The organism is Sphingomonas kaistensis (genome assembly GCF_011927725.1).
GTDB classification, from domain to species: Bacteria; Pseudomonadota; Alphaproteobacteria; order Sphingomonadales; family Sphingomonadaceae; genus Sphingomicrobium; species Sphingomicrobium kaistense.
Window position 1 is genome coordinate 1,618,758 of record NZ_JAATJC010000001.1, and the last position, 21,749, is coordinate 1,640,506.

The following is a 21,749-nucleotide window of genomic DNA, read 5'->3' on the forward strand; positions in this document are numbered from 1 at the left end:
CCCCAATAGTGGTCGTTCTGGCGTCCGACGCCATAGGGCCATCCACATGGGCACTATTGAGTGCTCTGCGTTGGTAATCCATACTTCGCTACGTGGAGGATTCATCGCACAGTCTGCGGATCGCGACGTTCAATTGCGAGTGGCGACGAACGCAATCGGGGGACGCATCGCTAATCCGAGAACGGGTATTTTATAGCGGCGTGGACATCGTTTGCCTGACTGAGACACACCACGATTTCATGGATGACTGCGGCGGATATACCGTCGCCTCCACTTCCATGCTTACTGGAGTAGGCACGAAAACACGGCGTAAGGTGCTTCTCTGGAGCAGAACCCCTTGGTGCGATGTAGACACCTCAGGGCCGCCCGGAATCCCCGAGGCGCGCTATGTGGCAGCTACCACCCAAACCTCACTCGGAGCCATTCGGATCGTGGGTGTCGTCATCCCTTACAGCTTCGCGGGCGTGCAGTACGGCGAGGTGAAGCTCCGCCCTTGGGAGTTGCACATTCAGTACCTGGACGCGCTAGATGCGTCAGTCTCCGCAGAACCCACGCGTACTGTTCTCCTTGGCGATTTCAACCAGCGCGTACCTCGCAAGCATCAGCCGTCACGGGTCTTCAAGAGACTTGAGGAAGTGCTGATCAGTCGTTTTGAGCTCGCCACAGCCGGCGCCCTGCACCCGCTGAGACGGCAATCGATAGATCACATCTGTGTCAGCAAAGATCTCTCACCTGTAGAGGTCAGCACAATAGATAACGAACGGCCTGGCGGCGGGCTAATTAGCGATCACTTCGGCGTCCGGACTCTCGTCAAGTTAGCGGCCTAAGATGTTGCGTTTGCACGGGCGAGGGCAAACCAGAGGGAAAGCAGTTTCACTCTGTGCTATATCGAAGCTCAGAACAGGGAAGTCTTAAGCTTGGAATGACAATCGTCAGCTCTGACGTGTCGCGTAGGGTGGTAACAGCTTGATACTGAAGGAAGCAGACGATCGCAGCGGCGATCTAGCGGAGCTAGAGAGGCTGCACTCAGCATCCACCGACGAGCGGCAAAGGATGGAGATCAGGCGCCAGATCTTGATGCTCCGAAGCGGGGTCTCTGGAGAACGGGACGCCGCTCACTTCCTCAATCGCGAGTTCGGTGAGAGCGAAAACGTTCTGGTCGTCCATGATCTGCGCTTCGAGGTTGATGATGAATTCGCCCAGATTGATCACCTTGTACTGCATCGTATCCAGCGCTCCGCCTGGGTGCTGGAGACCAAGAACCATGCTGGCAGGCTGACCTGCGACGAGCATGGGGACTGGACTGTTTGGCGCGGCTCTAAGCCACAATCGATAGCCTCACCAATCAACCAGGCGCGCCGGCAATGTGAGTGGCTTCGCCTCTGGTTGGAACGGCATGGGATTAAGCCGCTTCGGAAGATTGAACCGGTGGTGCTTATATCTCCGACTTCCAGCATGAACCGAAAGCATCTTGGGCCTTCCGAGCACGTCGTGAAATCCGATAACTTTAGGGCTTGGTGGGATCAGCAGACTGATGCCATCGGTTTCGTCTCTGCCTTAGGCATGGTCGGCAAACATCTGACCAGCGGTATGTCGAAGGACGAGTTTTTCGCCCTTGGCCAGAGTCTGCTGAGCGCTCACGTAAAGCAAGATTGCGCCTGGACCGCACGCTTCACTGCGGAGGAAGGCTCCGCCTCATCCAAGAGTCCTGCGGCCGAGAAACAAAGGGTCGAGGGCACACGGGCAGCCGAGCAGACCTTTCCCCTGTCAGTGAAAACCGGTTTCGGGGTGGTCACAATCACTCGCGTGAGCGATGGGCTGCTTGCCTTACGCAACGAGAAGAATCCCGAGCTGATCAAAGTGGTTCGTGGAGCATGCAAAGGAAGGGCTCGATGGCAGCCCAGATACAGAAATTGGCTCCTTCGGGAAGCTGACCTACCTACTGTCCTGATGGGCTTGGAAGCTGTTGCTCACACGTCCCTATCAACTCAAAACTCAGTTCTGCCGCTCGGCCTGTAGGCTTCGCAAGTTGCGGCTCGGTTCACTCCCACCTCGCTGCGCTTGATCTTACAGAAGACCGGCTTCTCATAAGTTCGTGAGCCCGCATATCGACAGAAGGTGCAGCATTTGATGGGGGCACCGGCGCTCAACGCCTTCATTGCTTCAAGGTGGTAACCAGAGCCTGCCGCCAAGTGTGGGGTGATGATCCCATGCTCCGCATTGCCGATGATATGCGAATGCACCGTCTTCTCTGCTCGCATAACGGCTGCAATCTCACGAGGCGTGCCGACCTTGATAAACGACTTGCCACTTTCGAACACGTGAAAGGCAGCGATATTCCTATTGCAGCGCCCCCTGCATGACGCCTCAAGCGGCTTTTGAGGTTTGAAGTTGTGCTTCCTGTACCAGTACCTGCGAGTGTCAATTCCGGTCGGAAGCAGGGTAAGATCGACCTCTTCGTGAACACCAATCTCCAGGATGCGGAGGCCTGAAGCTACCTTCTCAGGGCTGCACTCATGGCTGACTACGATTTCTGCGAGCAGTCTGTCACCTGTTCGCGACGAGCTGAACAGAACATCAGCAACAAAGCCTTCTACACCAGCCTCAATGCGTGCTGTGTCAAAGTACCGCGTAAGGTCGACCCGCCGCATCCCCGATTCTCGTTCGCAGGTGAAGCCGAATTGTTTTTCCCAATGGCGGCATACCTGCTGGGCCTCGAGAATGAGCCAATAAGGCCGCTCTTCATTCATCGCCGCCCGAAAGCTCTCCGCGACCAAGGTCTTCGCCAGCCTGTGCAGATAAGTCTCTTTAGAGCACGTCCGGTCACCAGTCGCCTTGTGACGAAAGTGGCGCTCACGCGTGGCCCCGAGCACGGGCACAACCGTCCCGCTGCAACCGGCGCAAGCGAAGACGGGCATCGGCGCTCCTCGCCCTCGATCAAGGCTGAGCACATCGACAACAACGCCGTGCTGATCCGTCGCGTATCGGTATTGCATGATTGCCCTCGGGGCGCGCTCAGCCTTTGATTGTAATCTCGATCTGAGTTGGATCGACTCCGAAGGTTGCAGCGAGCCCGGCTTTCGCCTCGGCGATTGTCAGCCTCTGAGCGCCGCTGCCGGTTCCGTTCGTTTGACCGTCTTTGGCTTCCTCGCTGCCTTCTTCATCACCTCCAACATATACAAAAGTGACCTGCTCATTTTTGAGATCAAGATCTACTGCCTTCCACCCGGCTAGCTGCCAGCTGAGGCTTTGCGACCGCATCTGGTTGGCCCACCACGCCTGATAAGTCCTCGCGCTTTCTGGGAGAGAAACGTCTGATACCCGTTCGATCTCCTGGAAGGTTGCTCGCCACCGGGTGTCGTCCAAATTCGCCAGATGCTTTGTAAGTTTATGATATTTCCGACTCATACATCACCTCTATCAACGTAGATGTATAAGGGCAGGCACTTAGATATCAAATTCCGACACGCGAAGCGTTCGCTTGGGCCGCCGCCGACGCCCAGTTTTGCTAATTCGCACGCTTGCTCATGGTGGAAACCTGCCTGTCCGCTTTCGGGCAGTCGCATGGGAAGAGCAGACGTTCGTTCAGCTTGGAAGCCGAGATCCACTCAACGCCCATCGCGACCATTCGTTATTTCGGTGCTAACTTGCGGCTGGCTTGATCGTAAGCGCTCGTGCGCGAGGTCTCAATTCGATCCTTGAGCGACCTTCGCGAGGCAAGATTTCGACTTGGCCGCAGACACGAGCGACTGAAAACGTTTAACTTGCTCGCTCACTGATCATCGCGAGAAGTCGCATCGGTCAAGCACCTTTCGGGCATGTCGCTTTCTGGCTGCCGGTATTTCGTAGCCGGCGTTTTGGTTGGCTTGGGAAGTCGACCTGTTTCCAAGAGCTCGCTGATGCATTTCTGCGCAGTCTTATTGGAAATACCGAGCTTCTTCGCGATCGTCTTATGGACGCCCTTTGACCATGTTGATGTCATGCCCCGTGGTGCTTCGGCGTAAACCCTTTCGACCTGCACCGGATTGTAAGTCGTCGCCACCCAACGTCGCGCCTCCGCTAATTGAGGCACCACCAAGTCCGAAATCCGCTCCAGGCGCAATTGCGCTCCTTGCTCCGCGCTTGTTATTGCAGGAGCGCTCGTTGGCCGAAAGCGTTTCAACAACACACGCCACAGGGGCCCCCGAGGTGGTGGTGCCTGATGCAAGCTCTTCATTCGTTCAACGACGCGCTGCAGCTCGGCCATACTCTTGAGCATGCGTTTCAACACCAATGCACGCTGTCGGTCGCCCGAGAGCGGAAGGAGCTTGACGGAGCGTGGAACGAGCGTTGCCAGCAGATCAAAGGAGGCCTTGATCTCAGTATAGAGACCAATCAGGGCGGTGAAGTTGCCAAACTCCAAAACGCTTGCATGGTGGGCGTTGAACGTAAGGTAATTGGCAAGCCCTCGAGTCAGCCTAAGCTGTCTGCCCAACTTGTCGAACAAAGCGGCAGTCTGGCCGCCACTGATATCGCCGGAGATCTGGTCGCGTAGGGACGCCAACCGTTCGCCGAACTCTGCGATGCGCCGCTGCGTGTCACTCGTGTGAAGCAGCAGCAAAGTATTGGCTTGCCGCTCTGATGCGACTTTTCCAATTACCAATGCGGTCAGCACCAAACCGAACGCCACGACCAGAGCTGCAACGATGCGGCCGAAGCCCTCAGGTGCGAGATCGCCATAACCAAGCGATGTGAACGTAACGACCGAGAAATAGATGGCCCGGCCAAGCCCCTGCTCGGCTGGATCAGAGTGTAATTGGTCTGGCACAAGCCAGAAGTAGACAGACGACAGCAGCAAGACGGCCAGCGCCAGCAGCAGGAGATCTGCGTAGCTGGCTCGATTCACCAAAAGCCCGAACCGGCTGGTTAGCCGACGGACAGGTACATCGGGGTTGAGCAACCCGTGCTGATCATCCTCCTCCTTGTTTACGAGAGCAGGGGCGGTTCCGACGGGCTTGTTAAGGGTGTCAGTGTCGGTGGTCATTTTCACTCTTGAAGCGGCTGCCAAGCGGCGGTGCAAGACACTTTGCGAGCGCTCACGAGGGCGCGCCCAACCTTCTCAAGGTGTTTAGACGGGCTGCTGCGGTAGTAATCGCAAGCTTGACCAATGGTACTTGCGAAGGGTCGGGGCGGCCTTCCGCGAGGCAGATCCGCTCATGGTGGGAAGCGGACTGGCGGATTGTGGCTCGCTGGTGCGGATAACTGACGTCCGTTCATGTGTTGCGGTGGCTTCGGCTTCGCGCCCATGCTGGACCTCAAGCACACGACTTTCCGCATTCACGATCAGGCACTCATTTAGTGCTTCTTTTGTTTCTACCTTGAGGCTCGTTGAAGGTCTCGAGCAACTCTGCAGTTTCAATAAGCTGCTGCCGCGCTTCTGCGGTTCGGACGGTTTCAGCCTTGCGTCGGAGTGTGGTTGCATTGTCAGGTACAGGGCACACTCGGAGTGGATGTTTGGCGCGCATCGCGAGCTTACCACCCCTTAGCCGCATGAAGGGAAGCCAGCTCATTGCACCAACGCTCGGAAGCGAATGCTAAAGGAGCCGTTGCTGACGAGCCGGTTCTTCAGCTTGAGGCGGAAGAAGGTTACTGCGGGATCGACACCGTCGGCATTGGCGGTAGGGACATATCCCCAGTCAGAGGCAGTGGGAGCCGCGGCGGTGGTAAATTCGAGGTCATCGGCGGTGCTCGACAAGGCGACGTAGCTGTAAGCCAGCCCGCTCGCCGTTGCCCCATCGACGAATGAGATCGGGCCGCTGCCAGCCAAGCCGAAATCGCGCACCAGCATCTTGGTGTTGGCGGGAATGGCATCGCTCAGCACCACGCTGTTGAGGTCGGTCTGCTGGCCGCTCGGGTTGGCCACGGTGATCGTGTAAGTGACGATCGCGCCGGGAATGTTCTTGGGGTTGGCGAAAAGGTTGATCGGGTCCCAGTAAACCTCGCCAGCCTTAGACGCGGTGAGCGGGGCGAGGACCTTCAGCGTGGCCGTGGCCGAACTGAGCGAGGCGACGGTCTGGGTTGCATAAGCAACCGTAAGGCCGCCTGCAGGAATTGTGTTGACCGCGTCGCCTGCCGTTTTGCCGGTTACATCGGCGGCGACCGTGCAGGTCGAGGCCGCGGCGACGCTTCCGCCGCTCAGGGCCAGCGAGGAACCGCTGGCCGAGGCCGAGACGCTTCCGCCGCAGCCCGTCGTTGCATTCGGCAGCACGGCGTTCGCGATGCTGGTCGGGTAGGTGTCGGTGAAGGCCACCGAGCTCATGGCGAGCGTCGGATTGCGGTTCTGGACGGTCACGGTCAGTCGCGAGCTTTGACCAATGCCGATCGGCGAGACCGAAAAGGCCTTGGTGATGACCGGGGTGCATTCCGCGCCCGACGACATGCCGGGAATGGCCGAGGTGACGATGGTCGCGCCCGCGCCGCCATTACCGCCCTGCGCTCCGTAAGAGGCACCGAACGTGCCGCCGTTGGCGGTGGTGCCGGCCGTTCCGCCTGTCACGTTGGCGCTCAGCGCGAAGCTGCTAGCGACGAATCCGCCGCCACCGCCGCCGCCCGGTCCATGCGCCGTACCGCCGCCGGTGTTGGTGCCGCCATTGCCGCCGCTGGCATTGACCGTGACACTGGCACCGGCGGCGTCGAGAGCGCTGATGAGAGCGCTGCCGCCGGCGCCGCCACCGCCGCTGCCATCGTTGAGCACGCTGTTGTTGGCGCTCTCGCCACTGACGTTGATGGTGCCCGAACCGCGCAGCTTGTCCGCGCGCACAATGACGATGCCGCCGCCGTCGACGCCGCTCGACGCAAAGCCGGCGGCCGGGGTGCCGGTCGCGTTGTTGGTGCTTCCCGCGCCGCCGCCGCCGCCCATGATCAGGCGGTCGATCGCGAGGCTGGTGACCGCGCGGCCACCGACACCGCCGGTCTGCGGGCAGCCGATCGGTGCCGTGCCGCACCACGCATGGCCACCGAGCCCGCCTGCGCCATAGCCCGCGCCGCCGCCGCCGCCGGTGTTCTGGTCGTTAGCGCCGGGATTGCCGTCGGTACCGCCGCCGCCGCCAGTCGCCGGTGCGCCTCGGCCGTAGCTGCCATTTACATATCCTTCGACCCCGGTGTCGAGAAGGCTGTTGCTGGCGTTGAGGTAGCGCGGCGTGCCGGCGATGCTTTCGCCCTTGCTGGCGTTAGCGGCGTTGGTTGCGAGCGTGCGATAATCGGTGTTGAAGCCGGTGCCTCCTGCAAGCGCGCGTCCGCCGCCGCCACGGAAGCCGAGCGAGGCGGCGCTGATGGTCCCGCCATTGAGGTTGAGCGTGCCGGCAACGTCGAGCACGACAACGCCGCCGCTGGTGCCGTTCCAGTCGGCGCCGGTGACCGTTCCTCCCAGCGTCAGGTCCGAATATTGCGGAACGCGGATCACCTGGAAGCGGCGTTGTCCGGAGGCGCCGTAAGCGGCGTTGGTGTAGGCATAGCTGAGCCCGGCTCCGCTACCGCCGACCAAAGTCAGCGTCCCGCCGGTCAGGGCGACGTTGCTGGCAGCGCGAACGAACTCATAGCGGCCACTGTTGTTGATGGTCGCGGCGCCGTAGCTCGCACCATTGGTGGTATCGATGGTCGCGTCCTGCATCTGGATGACGAGCAGGAGGTCGCCGGCAGCGATCGGGTTGGAGGCGCCTTGGGCCGCGCCGAGCGTGATGCTGGTCGCGCCGGCAGCGGCCGAGGCGGTGCCGGGATAATAGGTGTTCACGATCCCCGAAAGGGCGCTCACCGCGCCGGCGCGCGACGGGCTGGCGCAATTGTTGGCGATTGCTGTCTGCCCGAAGGCGATGACGACAAGTGCCAGGAACAGCCTGCTCAATCGAAGTCGGATCACGTCACTTGCCCCCGGCCCGGCCGAACAAAGCGGCGGGCGTATCCTGGTCGAACTTGAGGCGCAGGGTCACAAAAGGACCAGCGCGGGTGTAGCGGGCATCCGAGAAGTCGCGATCGCGGAAGCCCTTGATGTTGTAACCGAGGCTCACCCAGCTGTTCTTGACGGGCGAGATCCCGACCGACGGGCCGACCAGGTAATCGACGGTGCCCGAAGAAGCGACATGGCGGACCGCGGCATTAAGGCTGAAGTCCAGCCGGTCGCTGAGGTCGCGGCGCACTTCGAGACCGATGAGGTTGCTGAAGCCGGCATAATCGTCGGCACCGAAGGTGTCGAAGACATACTTCGAACCCCAGTAGAGCGAGACCTGGTAGCGCTGGTACGCGCGCTTCGCCGTGTCGCGATCGTCGATGCCGGCCGCGCCGACGAGGTTGAGGGCGAGGTTGTTGACGATCCGGCGAGTGCGGGCATCACCGACTACCGACAGGCCGTCGAAGCCGAGCAGGCCGCCGGGAGCGGTGATCGCTCTGGCGCCGCGACCGTTGGTGATCTCGTCCCAGCGCAGCTCGAGCTTGTCGAGCACGGCCCAGCGCGACCACAGCGGGCGCCAGGCGAACGAGCCATTGGCGAGGCCGAGCGTGGCGACCGTGCCATCGGCGCTTCGAATGCGGCTGAAGCGAGCGGCGGCGGCCATACTGATGCCATCCTGGATCTGCCGCAGCAGCGCGGTCGACAGCGCGACCCGGTCGTCGAAGTCGCCGCGGCGAAGCTCGGCACGCGCGGTCCAGCTCAGCACTGGAGTGCGATAGGTAGCTCCAGCACTCACCGCCCAGAAGTCGTCGCTGATCGTCTTGCCCTCGTCGAGGTAGCCGCCGGCGGCAACCGGGTGATTCAGGTTGACGATGTTGTCGGCGGCAATTGCGCCCTTCAGCGTGCGGCTCCCGTCGACCGCGAGGTCCACGCTCCAGCGAGGGGTGAGGATCAGCGACTGGCTGATGCCATAGAGGCCGTAGGTGCGCCCGCCGAACTCGCCCATGCCCTGCTGGTTGACCGTGGTCGCCAGGCGCATGCCGCGCCACGGTGCCGCTTCGATGCCGAGGCTGGTGGTGGCGGTGTCGACCTTGGCGCCGTCGGTGATCTCGTGGCTGGCGAGCAGGCGGACATCGGGGCGGACCGCCCAGGATAGGCCGGCGCGGTAGCGGTTTGGGAAGTCGAGGCTCTCGCCCTTGCCGGCCAGGCCGACCGCGGCGTCGGCATCGAGCTGCAGGCGGTTGCCGAATAGCTGCTGCGAGCCGCCGAGGGTGACCTGCTGGCTGATCAGGGTCTCGCCCGAAGGCACTTCATCGCGAGCGAACTGATAGCCGGCGCGGATCGAGGTGCGGGGTGCTCGATATTCGACCTGGCTGCGCAGCGCGTCGCGGCTGGCGCCGGTTGCCACGATGTCCTCGTGCCAGCCGCCGACGGTTAGCGAAAAACCCTGTGCGCGGCCGAGGCGGACGTCGGCACCGAACTTGCGGGTGCCGGCTTCCGCACGGTTGAGCTGGCCAACCCCGAAGCCGAGGTCCTGCTGGCGGAAGTAGGCGAGGGCGTCGAGCGTCTCTCCGCGATGCTCGGCCTCGAGCAGATAGGCCTGGCCCTGGCGCTTCTCGCCCGCAGCGTTGGTGCGGCTGGTGGCGATCTCGGCGCGGACTTCGGTAGTGCCGCCAAGGCGGACCTTGGCATCGACGGCGGCCAGGTCGCTGGTTTGCGCCGGGTCGGCATCGCGCAGCACGGTCGCGCCGACTTCGGCACGCCCAGCGGCAACCCGCGCGACGGCGCGCAGGCCACCGTTCCAGCGACGCGTGCCTTCGCCGTGTGTTTCGTATTCGACGACGATGAAGATCGGATTGCCCTCGCCGTCCCGGCTGGCGATCGGCTGGCGGAAGTCGATGCTGCCGGCCTCGTAGCTGATGTCGTAATCGGCGTGGCGGGTCAGCTCGCGGCTCGACAGGATGAGGTTGGAGCGAAGGCGGTCGCGCACTTCGACCCACACCTTGTCCGAGTTGATGACGATGTCGTTGCGGCTGAGGCGATAGAGCGAGGCAAGGCCAGAGCCCTGGATCTCGTCGCGCGCGAAGCGGAAGCCGGTGTCGGCGGCGAACGCTTGGACCGCCAGCTTGTTCGAGCGAAACTCGCTCTTGAGGCCGGTCAGGCTGCGGCTGTAGCGGGCCAGTTGCGTGTCGTTGAAGCCGGTTTCAAGGTCGCCGAACAGCGCGTAGAATTGTGGGCGCTCCAAGCGGAGGTAGACCTTGCGGCTGCTTGCGGCGTCATAGGCCTGCTCGGTGCCGTCGGCGTAGAGGTCGTAATAGCGCTGCGGATCGATCACGCCGCCGAGCGGACGGCGCGCGTCGCGGCCGGTCTTCTTGTCGGTGTCGTAGGCCATGGTCAGCAGCCACTTGCCGAGGATCCGGCCCTTGGCGAAAAAGGCGACCTGGCCGTCGGTGAAGCGCTTTGGCGCGCCCTTGCCGCCGAGCCGCTCGGCATGATCGTCCAGAACGTTGAAGCCCGCGGTACCGGCGGCGAAGCCGACGACGACCCAAGGCTGGTCGCCCGGCGCCATCCAGCCACGCACGACCTCGCGGACCTGGCGGCGCTCGACCTGGTGAGTAAAGGCAAATTCGATCGACCCGGCCTGCGTGGTCGGGGCGAGCTCGATCAGCGCGACGCCATCGTCGGTCGACACCTGCCAGGTCGGCTGGGCGCGGTCGGCGCCGGATAGCTGGCGGGCCTGCTGCAGGTCGAGGTCGCTGGCGACGCGGTAAGGCGCAGTCAGCTGGAAGGTGCCGGTGACGCCCTTGCGGACCGGCTTGCCGGCACGGTCGGTAAGGCGCATCGCGACGATCGCGCGGGTGCGGCCATCGGCGATCAAGCGCGACTGGGAGGAAACCAGCTCGGCCCGGGCGACACTGTTGGCGTAGTGCAGCGTCTGCGCGAACTTCTCGAGCAGCGCACCACCGGCGCCGCGGACCTCGACCTCGAGACGGTTATCGCCTTCGTTCAGCGGCAAGCCCTGGTACTGAGTGACGAGAAAGCTCTTGTCCTTGCTCGCATCGCTGGTGTCGAGGTTGATGTCGGGCACCGTGACACCGTTCATGCGTAGCTTGAGGCTGCTGCCGGCGACATGCTTCACGACGACGCGGACGGCCGGCGATGCAGGATTGAAACCCTCACCAGGGAACAGCAGCGCATTGCCCGCCTGTTGACCGGCGAACCAGTCGACCGCCGGAGCCGCGGTGGGAGGCGCGATGGCCGGCTGAGCAGGGGCAGGGGCCGCAACTAGCGCGCCGGTGCGACGCAGGTGGAAGTTGGTGCGCCACAGAGTGCCGCCGCGCACTTCGGCGAATTGCGAGATGGCGCTGCCGCCGTGACGGGTGTCGCGAAGGCATTGCACCGGCTCATACCCCTCAGGCAGGCTGGCCACGTCGAGCTGGACGACGTGGGCGCCGGGACGGACGCCCTCGAAGTGGAATAGGCCTTCGCGGTCGGACAGGACGTAACTGCCGTCCTCCATCAGGATACGGATGCCGGGGACGCCCGCCATCTTGGTCTCGGGCGCATCGCAGCCTCCGTCGGAAACGCGGCCGACCAGGGTCGCGGCATCGCTCATCAGGAACGGGCGGATGTCGACGATGGCGCGTGCCTCGTTGCTGGTGGCGATGCCGCCCGCGGTCGCGACGACCTTGTTCAGCGCTTCGCCGGTTGGGGCCGCTCCGGTGACCTGGACGACATAGGTGACGACGCGGGTCGAACGGGCAGCCACGCTGCCGAGCGCCAGGCGAAAGCCGTTGCCCGACGCGTTTAGGACCGGCTCGGCGGTCGCCTTGCCATCGACGCGCAGCGAACCGGACTTGTAGCGCAGCCCCATGCTCATGCTGTCGAGCAGGACCGTGGCGTTCAAGGCCACGGTCGCGTTGCTGTTCTCGACCGTCACGCGATACTGAATGAGATCGCCGGCGCTAGCCTCGCTGACTGAGGCGGTCTTGCGGACCTGCAGCGGCAGCTGGCGCGGGTCGAGCGGCACGTCGATGCGGAAGAGGGCAAGCCCGTTGACCACGAACGGCAGCAGGTAGGAGCCCTGGGCATCGATCTGGAACGGACCGGACGGGCCGCTCAGCTGGCGGAGCTGGTCGGCGGGAACCTGGCTCGCGGCAGTGTAGCCGGCAGGGGGCACGATCTTCAGCTGGTAATTGCCGGGCGCGACGACCGGGAATCGGAAACCGCCGACCGGTAGCTTGTAGGTCCGTCCAGCCGAGTCCGTCACTATACCGCCGCTGGTCACCGTGGCCGGGAAGCGGCTTGCCCCATCGTCGCCGAAGACGAGGGCCGGCTGGCCAGTAGCGCGGTCGATCAGGGTGATCTCGGCGCCATTGAGGAGCGCGCCGGTCTGACTGTCGAAGACATATTGGATCGGATCGCTGACGACCGTCGCCTTGGACACGTCCGAGCTGTAGGCAGGGTCGGTGTAGCTCGCCTGCAGCGCCGCTCCGACATCCATCGACAGGATGCAATCGAAGCGGGTCGATGCCGGGGGCGTGCTTGCGGTCATGAACTCGGCGGCGAACAGGCCGGTATCCGGGCCGGTCTCACGGAGGCGGAGGAGTTCTTCATCGCCATTGCTGCTGGTGAGCGTCACCTCGACCCACTCACGGCTGGTGGGATCGGTGTTGCGATTGGCATCGGTGAGAGAGACGATCAGCTTGTCGCCGGCGTGGGCGGCCGCGGTTTCGATCGCCATCTGCTGCTGACTGCCATCGGCGGCCACGCGCGCAGCGGCGCTCGACGAGAAGCTGCCCTTGGCGTCGCGGCACAGCCCGCCGTCGGTCGGGACGATCACCCCACCGCTGCTCGCGGTACGGAGGAACATGACCTTCGACGGCGAGGGCGGGAGCAGTCGGTCGGCGACCACGGTATTGGAAAAATAGGTCTGACGGGTCCCACCGAGCTGCAGCGATAGGCTGGCGCGGTTCTCGATCGGCGCTGCGATGGCCGGCCCGCTCACGCCAAGCAGTATCGCCGCGAGGGCGATCAGGCTGGCGAGGAAAAGGCGGGCTGAGCGGGTCATCGAGTATCCGAATAGGAGGGGGAGAAAGACCCCGCCGGGCGCCGGTCAGGAGCGGCACCCAGCGGGGGGGGGGGGCGCCTCGCCCAGAAGCGAGGCGGAACGCTTAGTTGATGGTCACGCGAAAGCGGATCGCCGAGGAGGCGCCGCCGTTGATCGTGCCGAGGTTCGAAGTGACGGTATTCGAGCTGAAGTTGCTCTGGTCGCCGTCGGCCGCATCGGTCTGTAGCGTGCCGTCGGTGTTGCAGGTGCCGCTGCTAACCGTCACGCCGGTGAAGATCGAACCGTTGAGGTAGGTCACGCCGCTGACGCTGGCGAGATTATCACTGATGATCGCCGAGTTGGCCGCACCGGCACCGGTGTTGGTGGCGACGATGCAATATTCGACGGTCGCGCCCGGGATGCGCTTCGGGTTGGTGGTGCCGTTGAACGGGTCGGAGATGATCTTGCTGCTCTTGGCGAGCACCAGGGTCGGGGCGACCACCTTGTACGTATCGTCGGCCGACGACTTGCCGTCGCGCAGCGCGTCGGTCTTGCCGGCGATGTCGGCGAAGACGATGTCGACCACCGCCGGGTTGTCGGCGCCGGCCGACTGGACGAGGTCGCTGCCCTGCGCATTGGTCGTGCCACCTGCGGCGGCAGTGGCGGTCAGCACGACGCCCGCGAGGCTGGCGTCAGCCTGGCCGGCCGGCGTGTCCGAGACGATGAATACGGTGCGGGTCGCGTCGGCGGCGAGCTCATCGACATAGGTCGCGACGTCGACGCCGGCGTCGTAGATACCGTTGTTGTTGCTGTCGACGAACACGCGAATGTTGTTCTGGTTGAAACTGTCCGTACCGCCAAACGCCACCGTCTGTCCGCTCGCCAGCTGGCTTGCCAGCAGCGAGAAGTCGAGCGTCGCGTTGGATGTGTTCGTGACGGTGAAAGTGGTTACGAAATTGAGGCCGCCGGGCGAGGTCGGCGAGACCAGGCCGCCGACTTCGGCGACGGTCAGGTTGACCTTCTGGTCGACCTTGAAAGTGGCGATGTTGGAATTGACGTTCGCTTGGGTGACACCGCCGGTCGCGTAACCGATGGTGGCCGTGTTGTTGACGTCGGTGCCGGCAGGCGTGCCGGCCGCCGTCACGGCGGTGGCGAACGACAGGGCCGAAGCCGTGCCGAGCGCTATGTAGAGTGCCTTCTTCATGATGATCTTACCCTGCTGTTACGATGGTGGTGGATGGGATGGATGGACCGGAGGAAATCGGGGTGAGCCGGTCCGGCGAACCGGCTATTTTAGGCGCGCCTTGAAGAGCACGTGGCCGCTTGCCCCCGGGGCGATCGTGGCGAGGTTCCAGCGCACGTGAGTCACGTCCTTGGGCGCAGCGGGTCGCTGCGTGCCGTCGGCGTTGGCGACCTTGAGGGAAGTCAGGACGGCGAAAGTCTTGCCGCCGTCGACCGAGACCAGGGCGCTGTCGCCCGCGACATATTCGAGAGTCGCCGGGACCGGATTGGTCAGCACCACCTGCTCGGCAGGCTTGGCGCCGCCATTGGCGTAGCTCAGGTCATAGATGACCTCCTGGCCCGGCGTGACGTTGCCGGCCGGGACCAGCACGACGCGCTTCACGCCGGCTTCCGCGACTGTCTTTTCCTGCAGCACGCGGGCCGTCAGGCTGACGCCTTGGGCTTGCGCAGCGCCGGCCAGCAGACTGCTGGCTACAAACGAAATGATGATCTTCTTCAACATGATACAACTCTCCTGAGCTTAGCTGTTCACACGCACTTGAAAGGAAATGACGGCGTTGGACTTGGCCGACAGGGCGCCGATGGCGACGCGGATCCCAGCCGTGCCGGCCTCGCCCGCATCGCCGTCCGCGGCGTCGGTGAGGCTTGCGCCGTTGAGCTTGAGCGAGCCGGCGACGTAGCTGGTGCCGGCCGGAATCGGATCTTCGACGAGCCCGCCGCTGGTGGGCACCGCCCCCTGGTAGCTAGCCGTCAACGTGTAGGTGATGAGCGCACCGGGAAGCGCCGAGCTGCCGCCGTTCGGATCGACGATCTGCTGCGCCTTGGCGAGCTGTGGCACGGCTAGGCTAGCGACATAGCTGCCCTGGGTGATCGCGGTAGCGGTGGTGCCCCCGACGACGGCTTCGGTGCTGCCTTCACCGCGGCCGGCGAAGACGGTGCCGGGTGCGCCGCTGCCGGTCACCGCGGTCGCGCGCAGCGACGCAAGGCCGACCGCGGCATCCGCAAGGCCGGCGGGAACACCCCCAAGGACGAAAACGGTGATGCTGGCGTCGGCCTTGAGCAGCGGATCGTCCGTGCCGGCACGATAGGTCTGGTCGACCCCCGGATCGAACAGGCCATTGCCGTTGGTGTCGAGGGCCAGGCTGGTGATCGCCGGGTCCCACTGGTCACCGCCGATCGCGCCGACGGCGCTGAGAACGAATGCCTCGGGTGCGTTGCCGGCGTTGACGACGCGAAAGGACAGCACCCTGTTCTGGTCGCCGGCCGCCACCGGTACGCTGCCACCGTCGAGCGAGGCGACGGCGACGTCGATCCGCTCGTCGACCTTGAGCGAAGCTGCGTTGGACTGAACGGTGCGCTGCTCGCCGCCGGCGACCCAGCTCAGCTGCGCGACGTTGACGATCTCGCTGCCGGCGGGGGTGCCCTCGGCGTCGGCGGCCGTGGACGATGCAGCGCACAGGGCGAGCGACAGCGCAAGACGCGCCTGCCGTCCGATCCGTCCTGTCGTTTGCCTCGTCATTCCCGCGCGCTCCCTTGAAAGGATGCGCAGAACCGACCGTGAGGTCGCGACCGCAAGCTTGCAGACAATCAGCGAAAGGGGAACGCCGGCCGTCTGCGCACTGGTGGACTTGGTTGCACCCCGTGGGGGAAGCGACCGGCCCTGCGCGACACCCCCATTAGCCACGGCTTGCCGTTAACGCTCATCAACAGTTGTAAATTGCGCGGCTCCGGACCTGCTTTTACAACTGTTTACATCGCGTCCGCGCTTTACACTTGTTTACGCGGCGCTGGCGACGAACCGTGTTAGCGGTCCGGTTATGGTGTTTGAAATCTACCTTGATTCCGACGACCGCTTCCGCTGGCATCTGCGTAATCAGAGCGGCCAGATCATCGCGCTCGCGGCCGAGGCTCATGTCGATCTCAACGAGGCCGTGCGCAGCCTGGCGGCGGTGCGCGACAGTAGCCGCGCAGAAATCCGCCACCCTCAGGATTGAGCGTTACGGAAGCGCGCGCGTAATTCGTCGGCAAGCGTCAATGGGTCGAAAGGCTTAGCAATGACGTCCATCGCACCGGCCACCTTTAACGCTTTGATCCGATCCGGCATCAGGCTGGCCGTCATGAAGATCGCCGGGACTGCGGCGGATTGCGGATCCTCGCGCAGCCTGGCCAGCAGTTCCTCCCCAGTCATGTCCGGCAAGCGGTAATCGAGCAGGTAGAGGTCGGGCACGATCGCCGCGCTGTCCTCCAGCAGGGCCGGGCCGGAGCCGTAGTGCGTAACCTCGAACCCGCCGATTTCCGTCAGCGCAAGCTGGGCCAGAATGGCGATGTCGGGGTCGTCCTCGACCAGGATGATGGTGCGCAGGTCGTTCATGATGCGGGCAGTTCGATCCAGAAACAGGAGCCGCCGCCGGCGCGGGGCTCATAGCCGATGCGGCCGCCATGCTGCTCGACGATGGCGCGACTGATGGCAAGGCCGAGACCCGTGCCGCCATGGCCGCGACGATTGGCATCGACCGCCTGGGAAAAGCGATCGAACAGGCGGTCGACGAAGCTTTCCGGCACCCCGGAGCCGCAATCGCGCACCTCGACCCGAATCAAATGGTCGCGGCGCATCCCGGCCACCTCGACAACGGAGCCGGGCGGGCTGTGCCGCGTAGCGTTGGAGAGAAGGTTGGTGAGGACCTGGAGCAAGCGTCCCGGGTCGCCGGTCAGCGACAGCGGCTCTCCGGACACTGCTTCGAGGCGAACGTCCAGACGCTCGGCGAAGGGTTCATTCTGCTGCACCGCGTCGCCGATCACTTCGCTCATCTGCAGCGGCACCAGGATGTAGCCGGTCTGCCCGCGGGTAAGCCGCTCGATGTCGAGGATATCGTCGATCAGGGTGCTGAGCCGCGCGGCATTCTTCTGTGCCATGTCGAGCATCTGCCTGGCGCGGTCGTTGATTCCGGTGCCAAGACTGGCGCCGAGCAGGGCGATGGCACCGCGGATGGCAGTCAGCGGCGTGCGCAGTTCATGACTGATGGTCGAAATGAACTCGTCTTTCGCGCGGTTGCTGATGCGCTCGGCGGTAAGGTCACGAACGGCGACGATGAACCCCTGGCCATCGTCGAGCCGCAGGCGGACCGAGTGAAGCGTCCGGCCTTCGCGGGTCGAGATCTCGGTTTCGGACCGGACGGTGTGGCGGATGGCCGCAAGCATGGCCGGCAGCATGGCTTCGTCCGCATCCGGTCCGAACAAGCCCCAGCGAAGGCTCTTCTCCAGCATCTCCGCGGCATCGGTGCCGCGCCGCTTCATTTCATCGTCAAATCCGTGTAGTTCGAAAAAGCGGTCGTTCCACAGCGCGAGTTTTAGGTCGGAATCGAAATAGGCGATGCCCTGATCGACGTTGTCGAGCATTACGCGCAGCAGCTGCGCCGTCCGCTTGAGCTCGAGCTCGCGCTTTTCGGCGACAAAGGTACCGAGACGCGTTTCGATGAGATTGGACGCGACCACCGCGAGGTCCGCCAGCTGCTGTCGCTGCGCGGGGGTGATGGTGCGCGGCTTGGTGTCGATGATGCAGAGCGACCCGATCGCCACGCCGCTGATGGTGATCGGCGCGCCTGCGTAAAAGCGGATGAAGGGGGCTCCGGTGACCAGGTCGTTGTCGGCAAATCGCGGATCCGCAAGCGCATCCTCAACGACCATCGCCTCCGATTGACGAACGGTGTGGCCGCAAAAGGCGCTTTCGCGATCGGTGCCGCCGGTAGTGAGGCCACAGACCCCCTGAAAGATCTGTCGATCGCGGCGAAGTACCGTCAGCAACGCGATCGGCACGTCGAATATGGTGGCGACCGTCTTGCTAAGCTGGTTGAAGGCTTCCTCGTCGCTCTCGCCAAGGCCGTAGCGCGTGATGACGCGCTGGCGCAGTTCCTCCTGACTATCGATCATCGCGGCAGGGTACGAAGGGTCTCAGCCAGCGTCAAAGCGGCCAGTCGCACCTGCTCCGGCTCTGCGTCGCAGGCGCGTTCGAGCGCCGAGGCCATTCGCGCAGCATCGCCGAACCCAAAGCTGCCGAGCGTTCCGACCAGGCGGTGTCCGCATTGGCGAAGGGCGTCGCGATCGGACGGATCGGTGGCAATCAGCCAGTCTGCGGTACCTTGCATTCGTTCGATGCATGCCTCTTTAGCCTGGGCGAGGCGGAACTGCAGGCCTGTTTCGTTACGCATGCCGTCGGTCTAGGCAGCAAAGGTTACCAGAACGGTAACCATGACTATCGACGAGCCGATGTGATCGCGCGGCCACAGCCAGCGACACACGTGCTCACCAAGCATGAAAAACAAGGGTTCTTCCGTTATGCGCCAGGAAGAAGGGAGTTCGTGTGCGCATCGCGTTGCTTGAAGACGATTCATCGCTCGCCGATCTGATAGGGGCCACCGTGGAAAGCGCCGGTCACAGCTGCCACCATTACGCGGATTGCCGCTCGGCCAAGGTCGCCTTCCGCCAAGAAAGTTTCGACCTGCTGCTGATGGACTGGCACTTGCCGGATGGCGAAGGCGTTCATGTCCTTCGCTGGGCCCGCCAGAACCTCGATCCGTGTCCGCCGGTTATCATGGTCACGAGCCGCGCCGAGGACGAGGCGGTGGTCGCCGCGCTCGATGCCGGCGCGGACGATTATGTGGTCAAGCCAATCGTTCCGCAGGTGCTCCTCGCCAGGCTCACCGCATTGCTGCGGCGGACCTACAAGCCGGCCGCAACCGGCGACCGGGTGGAGACTCACTACGGCGTCGCCTTTGACCACGGCCAGTGCACCGTGACTATTGCCGGCGAAACGCTGACCCTCACCCACAAGGAGTTCGGCCTCGCGCTGCTGCTGTTCCAGAACATGCACCGCCCGCTCAGCCGGACCTATCTCCTCGAGGCCGTGTGGGGCCGTAACCCCGACCTCCCGACGCGAACGCTGGACGTCCATATCTCACGCTTGCGCTCGCGTCTCAGTCTGGGCGATGCAGGGTTTAAGCTGACCTCGATCCAGAGCTTCGGCTATCGGCTCGAGATGACCAGTCTCCAGTGAATGGATGCCGCGCAATGCGTGCCGAGTTAATAGGGAAGGCTTCACCGTCCCTTATCTGATCTGACACCCTGAGATTCGATATGCTTCTAAGGGCCACGTGCCGGCGCTAACGCCGATGAACAATCGTCCGCTAACGGAAGGCAGGCAGCCACTGCTGAGCGACTGAGAGTGGGTCTCAGCGGCCGCTGCCGACCTAAATGAACGAACGTCCGCTCACGGGCAGCGTCGATCACGGTATGAACGCCTTAGAGTGGGTCAATTCAGACACGGGAATTTGCTCAGAGACCGTGCGAGCTAAGCACTTCCGGCGGCGGAGCCGACCAGTCTGCTCGTCTTAGAAAGTTGTTCTCTGTCTCTCGGTCCGCTTCGATCTCCATCCTGATAGCGAGGGCCAGCTTCTCCAAGCGCGCTGAGACGGTTGGGAGTGGTAGATTAGCTTTTGGCAGAAGCTCCTTAGTTTCAGAGGAAATCATGTTCGAAGTCCGAATTGAGAATGCGCCAGCGGCCCTCCGCCTGATGGAGGAAGGGTGGCCAACCTGCATCATAAGTCTCGTAGGCGACGACCTCCGCTTCGACTTGCCTCAATTCGGCCCGAAGCACTTCATCGCTCGCTTCCATGATGTTGAGGCGACGCTGCCAGGCTACGTACCTCCAAGTGGCGACATGCTGCGAGCTGCACTGAAGCATGCCGCGAATCTTAACGACGGCGATCGTCTCCTTGTGCACTGCCACGCTGGCAAGAGCCGGTCGCCGGCTATGGTCATAGGTATTCTTATAAGTGCGGGATTGTCGGCCTCGGAGGCCATGAGCCGGGTCAAGGCGCTACGTCCATTCGTTATCCCAAACCGATTGATGATCAGCATTCTTGACGACTTGCTCGGCCAAGGAGGCGAACTGGTGCGAGTTGTGGAAGACCATTACAAGTCGTTGCCTGCTGAGGCCGCTCTGCCCAATCGCGGTGGTTGGAACCTATGATCCGGCTACATGAGCCAGCATAGGACGCGCTTTGTTCGCCTCTGACACAGCCCCTAGCACCAATACGCCGCCGCTGCCGGCGAGGATCGAGCTCGGTGTCTGCGTGGCTTCAGTAGCAGCGTCCGGAGACCGCTGAACTGAGCTCGGGGATGGGAGTGCGTCTGTAATTCGAGAGCAACCGCGCACACGCTTTAAGCCTCTGAAGCTCGCCATTTCTGAAGAGGTCTTTCTCAGCTGCTCTGCTCACCCTCTCAACCGTTTCTTGGTTCATCTGCATTGCGGATGCAGTGATAGACCTTTGCGCTACCCTCTGGCCTTCAGAACCTTGGTTGTAGATATCTACGATGGTGGCGCCAAAAAGCGCCATCTCGGCTCCTGGGAGGGGGCCATCTAACGCGGCAGCCGGAAACCTTGGGACCGCTTTCTTGATCACACGGACCGCGCTGCCCTTCGCGAAGCGACTCATGTCCCTCGACGCGCGCATAGCTATGAAGCGCCCGAGCTTCGCTTGGATCGTAATCGACTCCGCTGATGTTGGAACTCCGAAGGTAGCTGTCCGCCCACTGGCCTGATGCACCAAAGCTCGAGCTTGCTGCGCGTAGCTAGCCTGGATTGTGGAGGTCCTCGTATCCACTGCCTGCGTCACGAGCTTGTCTGACGCCCCCGGATCCCCTCCGATCAGATCTGGGAGCCATTCGCGGCTCTTGGCGACATACAAACGACCCGCAAAAGCAGGCTTCGCCATTCGTGACGCGATCTGCTCGGCCTCACCGCGTAGCCTTCTTAATACGTCCGCTCGGGCAACCGAGAGCTGTTCCCTGGCTCTGTGTAGCTTGGCTGCCCTAGTTCGCTCGTCAGCATCAAACTCTTCGATAGCTTCTCGTAGAAGCTTCCGATCATTGTTCGCTTTGATCGCCGCTTCTTCCGAAGGCGAAGGTGCCTTCGTCATGATTGGGGGTTTTCGCGGGTTTGGCACGGGCGCCAGGAATATTGGCAGCACCCAGGGCGCACTGATTACAGCACCGATCAAGAGCACCGCCAGTACCAGCGTGTAAGCACTGGAAGGTCGCAGCTTTCGTCGTTGTTCTCTATGCCGCTGGTCGGTCCTGATCAACGAATGGCCGCCTTCTATTCGCGTCAGTGACAAGGGTTTAGCCTCAACTAAAGCAAGGAATTGCATAAAGTTTTTGCGACGCAAAGGGGAGTGTCTCATCCGGACAGGGCGCTCGGTCGTTAGATGGGGTGCGCTTTCCACCGAGCAGAATTTTCCTCAGGAGGAGCGGCCGGAATTCGCGCTGCTCAAGCACCCTGCAGCTACACGATTCCTGAGGTTCGTACCGGCCACTCCGAAAGTGGCTTCACCTGCAGCAGTCTGGCGTTGAGAGGTTTCGAGAAAGACGACCTCCTCTCGAGCGAGGCGGATCAGCTGCTTAGAATGCAGTGGATATCGCTTTCCATTGTGGACGAGCCAGAGCCGTTCGCCTCCAGCTTTCTGAGCCCTCCGGAGCAGC

The 21,749-nt window shown here is 63.0% G+C and carries 16 protein-coding genes; 5 read left to right on the forward strand and 11 right to left on the reverse strand.

The genetic code is table 11. The features are described 5' to 3' along the window. Window positions 1-92: 92 nt before the first annotated feature. Both GGQ97_RS07950 and GGQ97_RS07955 read left to right on the forward strand, forming a co-directional pair. Window positions 93-827, forward strand: a complete 735-nt coding sequence (locus GGQ97_RS07950) for an endonuclease/exonuclease/phosphatase family protein (protein WP_168068563.1) — start codon at window positions 93-95, stop codon at window positions 825-827. Between the two features lie 139 nt (window positions 828-966). After that, window positions 967-2,019 carry a nuclease-related domain-containing protein gene (locus tag GGQ97_RS07955; protein ID WP_168068565.1) on the forward strand — a complete coding sequence of 351 codons (1,053 nt, stop codon included), beginning with the start codon at window positions 967-969 and terminating at the stop codon, window positions 2,017-2,019. Here GGQ97_RS07955 and GGQ97_RS07960 read toward each other — a convergent pair. From GGQ97_RS07960 to GGQ97_RS07995, 8 genes are all read right to left on the reverse strand, one after another. Next, window positions 1,989-2,996, reverse strand: coding sequence for a hypothetical protein (locus GGQ97_RS07960; RefSeq protein ID WP_168068567.1), 1,008 nt, complete (start codon window positions 2,994-2,996; stop codon window positions 1,989-1,991). The two genes, GGQ97_RS07955 and GGQ97_RS07960, sit on opposite strands and share 31 nt — an antisense overlap. Before the next feature lie 19 nt (window positions 2,997-3,015). Then, window positions 3,016-3,408, reverse strand: a complete 393-nt coding sequence (locus GGQ97_RS07965; protein WP_168067055.1) for a DUF7662 domain-containing protein — start codon at window positions 3,406-3,408, stop codon at window positions 3,016-3,018. A 364-nt stretch (window positions 3,409-3,772) separates the two neighbouring features. Further along, window positions 3,773-5,023 carry a potassium channel family protein gene (locus GGQ97_RS07970; protein ID WP_168068569.1) on the reverse strand — a complete coding sequence of 417 codons (1,251 nt, stop codon included), beginning with the start codon at window positions 5,021-5,023 and terminating at the stop codon, window positions 3,773-3,775. Window positions 5,024-5,545: 522 nt separating this feature from the next. Further along, the gene (locus GGQ97_RS07975; RefSeq protein WP_168068571.1) at window positions 5,546-7,879 is read right to left on the reverse strand and encodes a DUF7933 domain-containing protein; all 2,334 of its coding nucleotides are present in this window, start codon (window positions 7,877-7,879) and stop codon (window positions 5,546-5,548) included. A 16-nt stretch (window positions 7,880-7,895) separates the two neighbouring features. Next, complete coding sequence (locus GGQ97_RS07980; RefSeq protein WP_168068573.1) at window positions 7,896-12,992, reverse strand: DUF11 domain-containing protein; 5,097 nt, start codon at window positions 12,990-12,992, stop codon at window positions 7,896-7,898. Window positions 12,993-13,095: 103 nt separating this feature from the next. Then, complete coding sequence (locus GGQ97_RS07985) at window positions 13,096-14,175, reverse strand: hypothetical protein (RefSeq protein WP_168068575.1); 1,080 nt, start codon at window positions 14,173-14,175, stop codon at window positions 13,096-13,098. Window positions 14,176-14,259: 84 nt separating this feature from the next. Then, window positions 14,260-14,715, reverse strand: a complete 456-nt coding sequence (locus GGQ97_RS07990) for a DUF11 domain-containing protein (RefSeq protein ID WP_168068577.1) — start codon at window positions 14,713-14,715, stop codon at window positions 14,260-14,262. A gap of 18 nt (window positions 14,716-14,733) precedes the next feature. Further along, on the reverse strand, window positions 14,734-15,732 hold the full coding sequence (locus GGQ97_RS07995) for a DUF11 domain-containing protein (RefSeq protein WP_168068579.1): 999 nt from the start codon (window positions 15,730-15,732) through the stop codon (window positions 14,734-14,736). A gap of 298 nt (window positions 15,733-16,030) precedes the next feature. On the opposite strand from GGQ97_RS07995, the gene GGQ97_RS08000 reads away from it, so the two are divergent. Further along, the gene (locus tag GGQ97_RS08000; protein WP_168068581.1) at window positions 16,031-16,207 is read left to right on the forward strand and encodes a YegP family protein; all 177 of its coding nucleotides are present in this window, start codon (window positions 16,031-16,033) and stop codon (window positions 16,205-16,207) included. Here the strand turns inward: GGQ97_RS08000 and GGQ97_RS08005 are convergent. From GGQ97_RS08005 to GGQ97_RS08015, 3 genes are read right to left on the reverse strand one after another with little or no spacing between them, the layout of a single operon-like run. Further along, on the reverse strand, window positions 16,198-16,584 hold the full coding sequence (locus GGQ97_RS08005) for a response regulator (protein ID WP_168068583.1): 387 nt from the start codon (window positions 16,582-16,584) through the stop codon (window positions 16,198-16,200). The genes GGQ97_RS08000 and GGQ97_RS08005 overlap by 10 nt on opposite strands. Continuing rightward, the gene (locus GGQ97_RS08010; protein WP_168068592.1) at window positions 16,581-18,140 is read right to left on the reverse strand and encodes a sensor histidine kinase; all 1,560 of its coding nucleotides are present in this window, start codon (window positions 18,138-18,140) and stop codon (window positions 16,581-16,583) included. The genes GGQ97_RS08005 and GGQ97_RS08010 overlap by 4 nt, the downstream gene beginning before the upstream one ends. Then, window positions 18,137-18,418, reverse strand: coding sequence for an Hpt domain-containing protein (locus tag GGQ97_RS08015; protein WP_168068594.1), 282 nt, complete (start codon window positions 18,416-18,418; stop codon window positions 18,137-18,139). Before GGQ97_RS08015 ends, GGQ97_RS08010 begins: the two co-directional genes overlap by 4 nt. Window positions 18,419-18,570: 152 nt before the next feature. On the opposite strand from GGQ97_RS08015, the gene GGQ97_RS08020 reads away from it, so the two are divergent. Together GGQ97_RS08020 and GGQ97_RS08025 are read left to right on the forward strand one after the other, a co-directional pair. Next, on the forward strand, window positions 18,571-19,263 hold the full coding sequence (locus GGQ97_RS08020) for a response regulator (RefSeq protein WP_168068595.1): 693 nt from the start codon (window positions 18,571-18,573) through the stop codon (window positions 19,261-19,263). Window positions 19,264-19,734: 471 nt separating this feature from the next. Further along, window positions 19,735-20,238 (forward strand): dual specificity protein phosphatase family protein, encoded by a 504-nt coding sequence (locus tag GGQ97_RS08025; RefSeq protein WP_168068596.1) that lies wholly within the window; start codon window positions 19,735-19,737, stop codon window positions 20,236-20,238. Window positions 20,239-21,749: the final 1,511 nt, after the last annotated feature.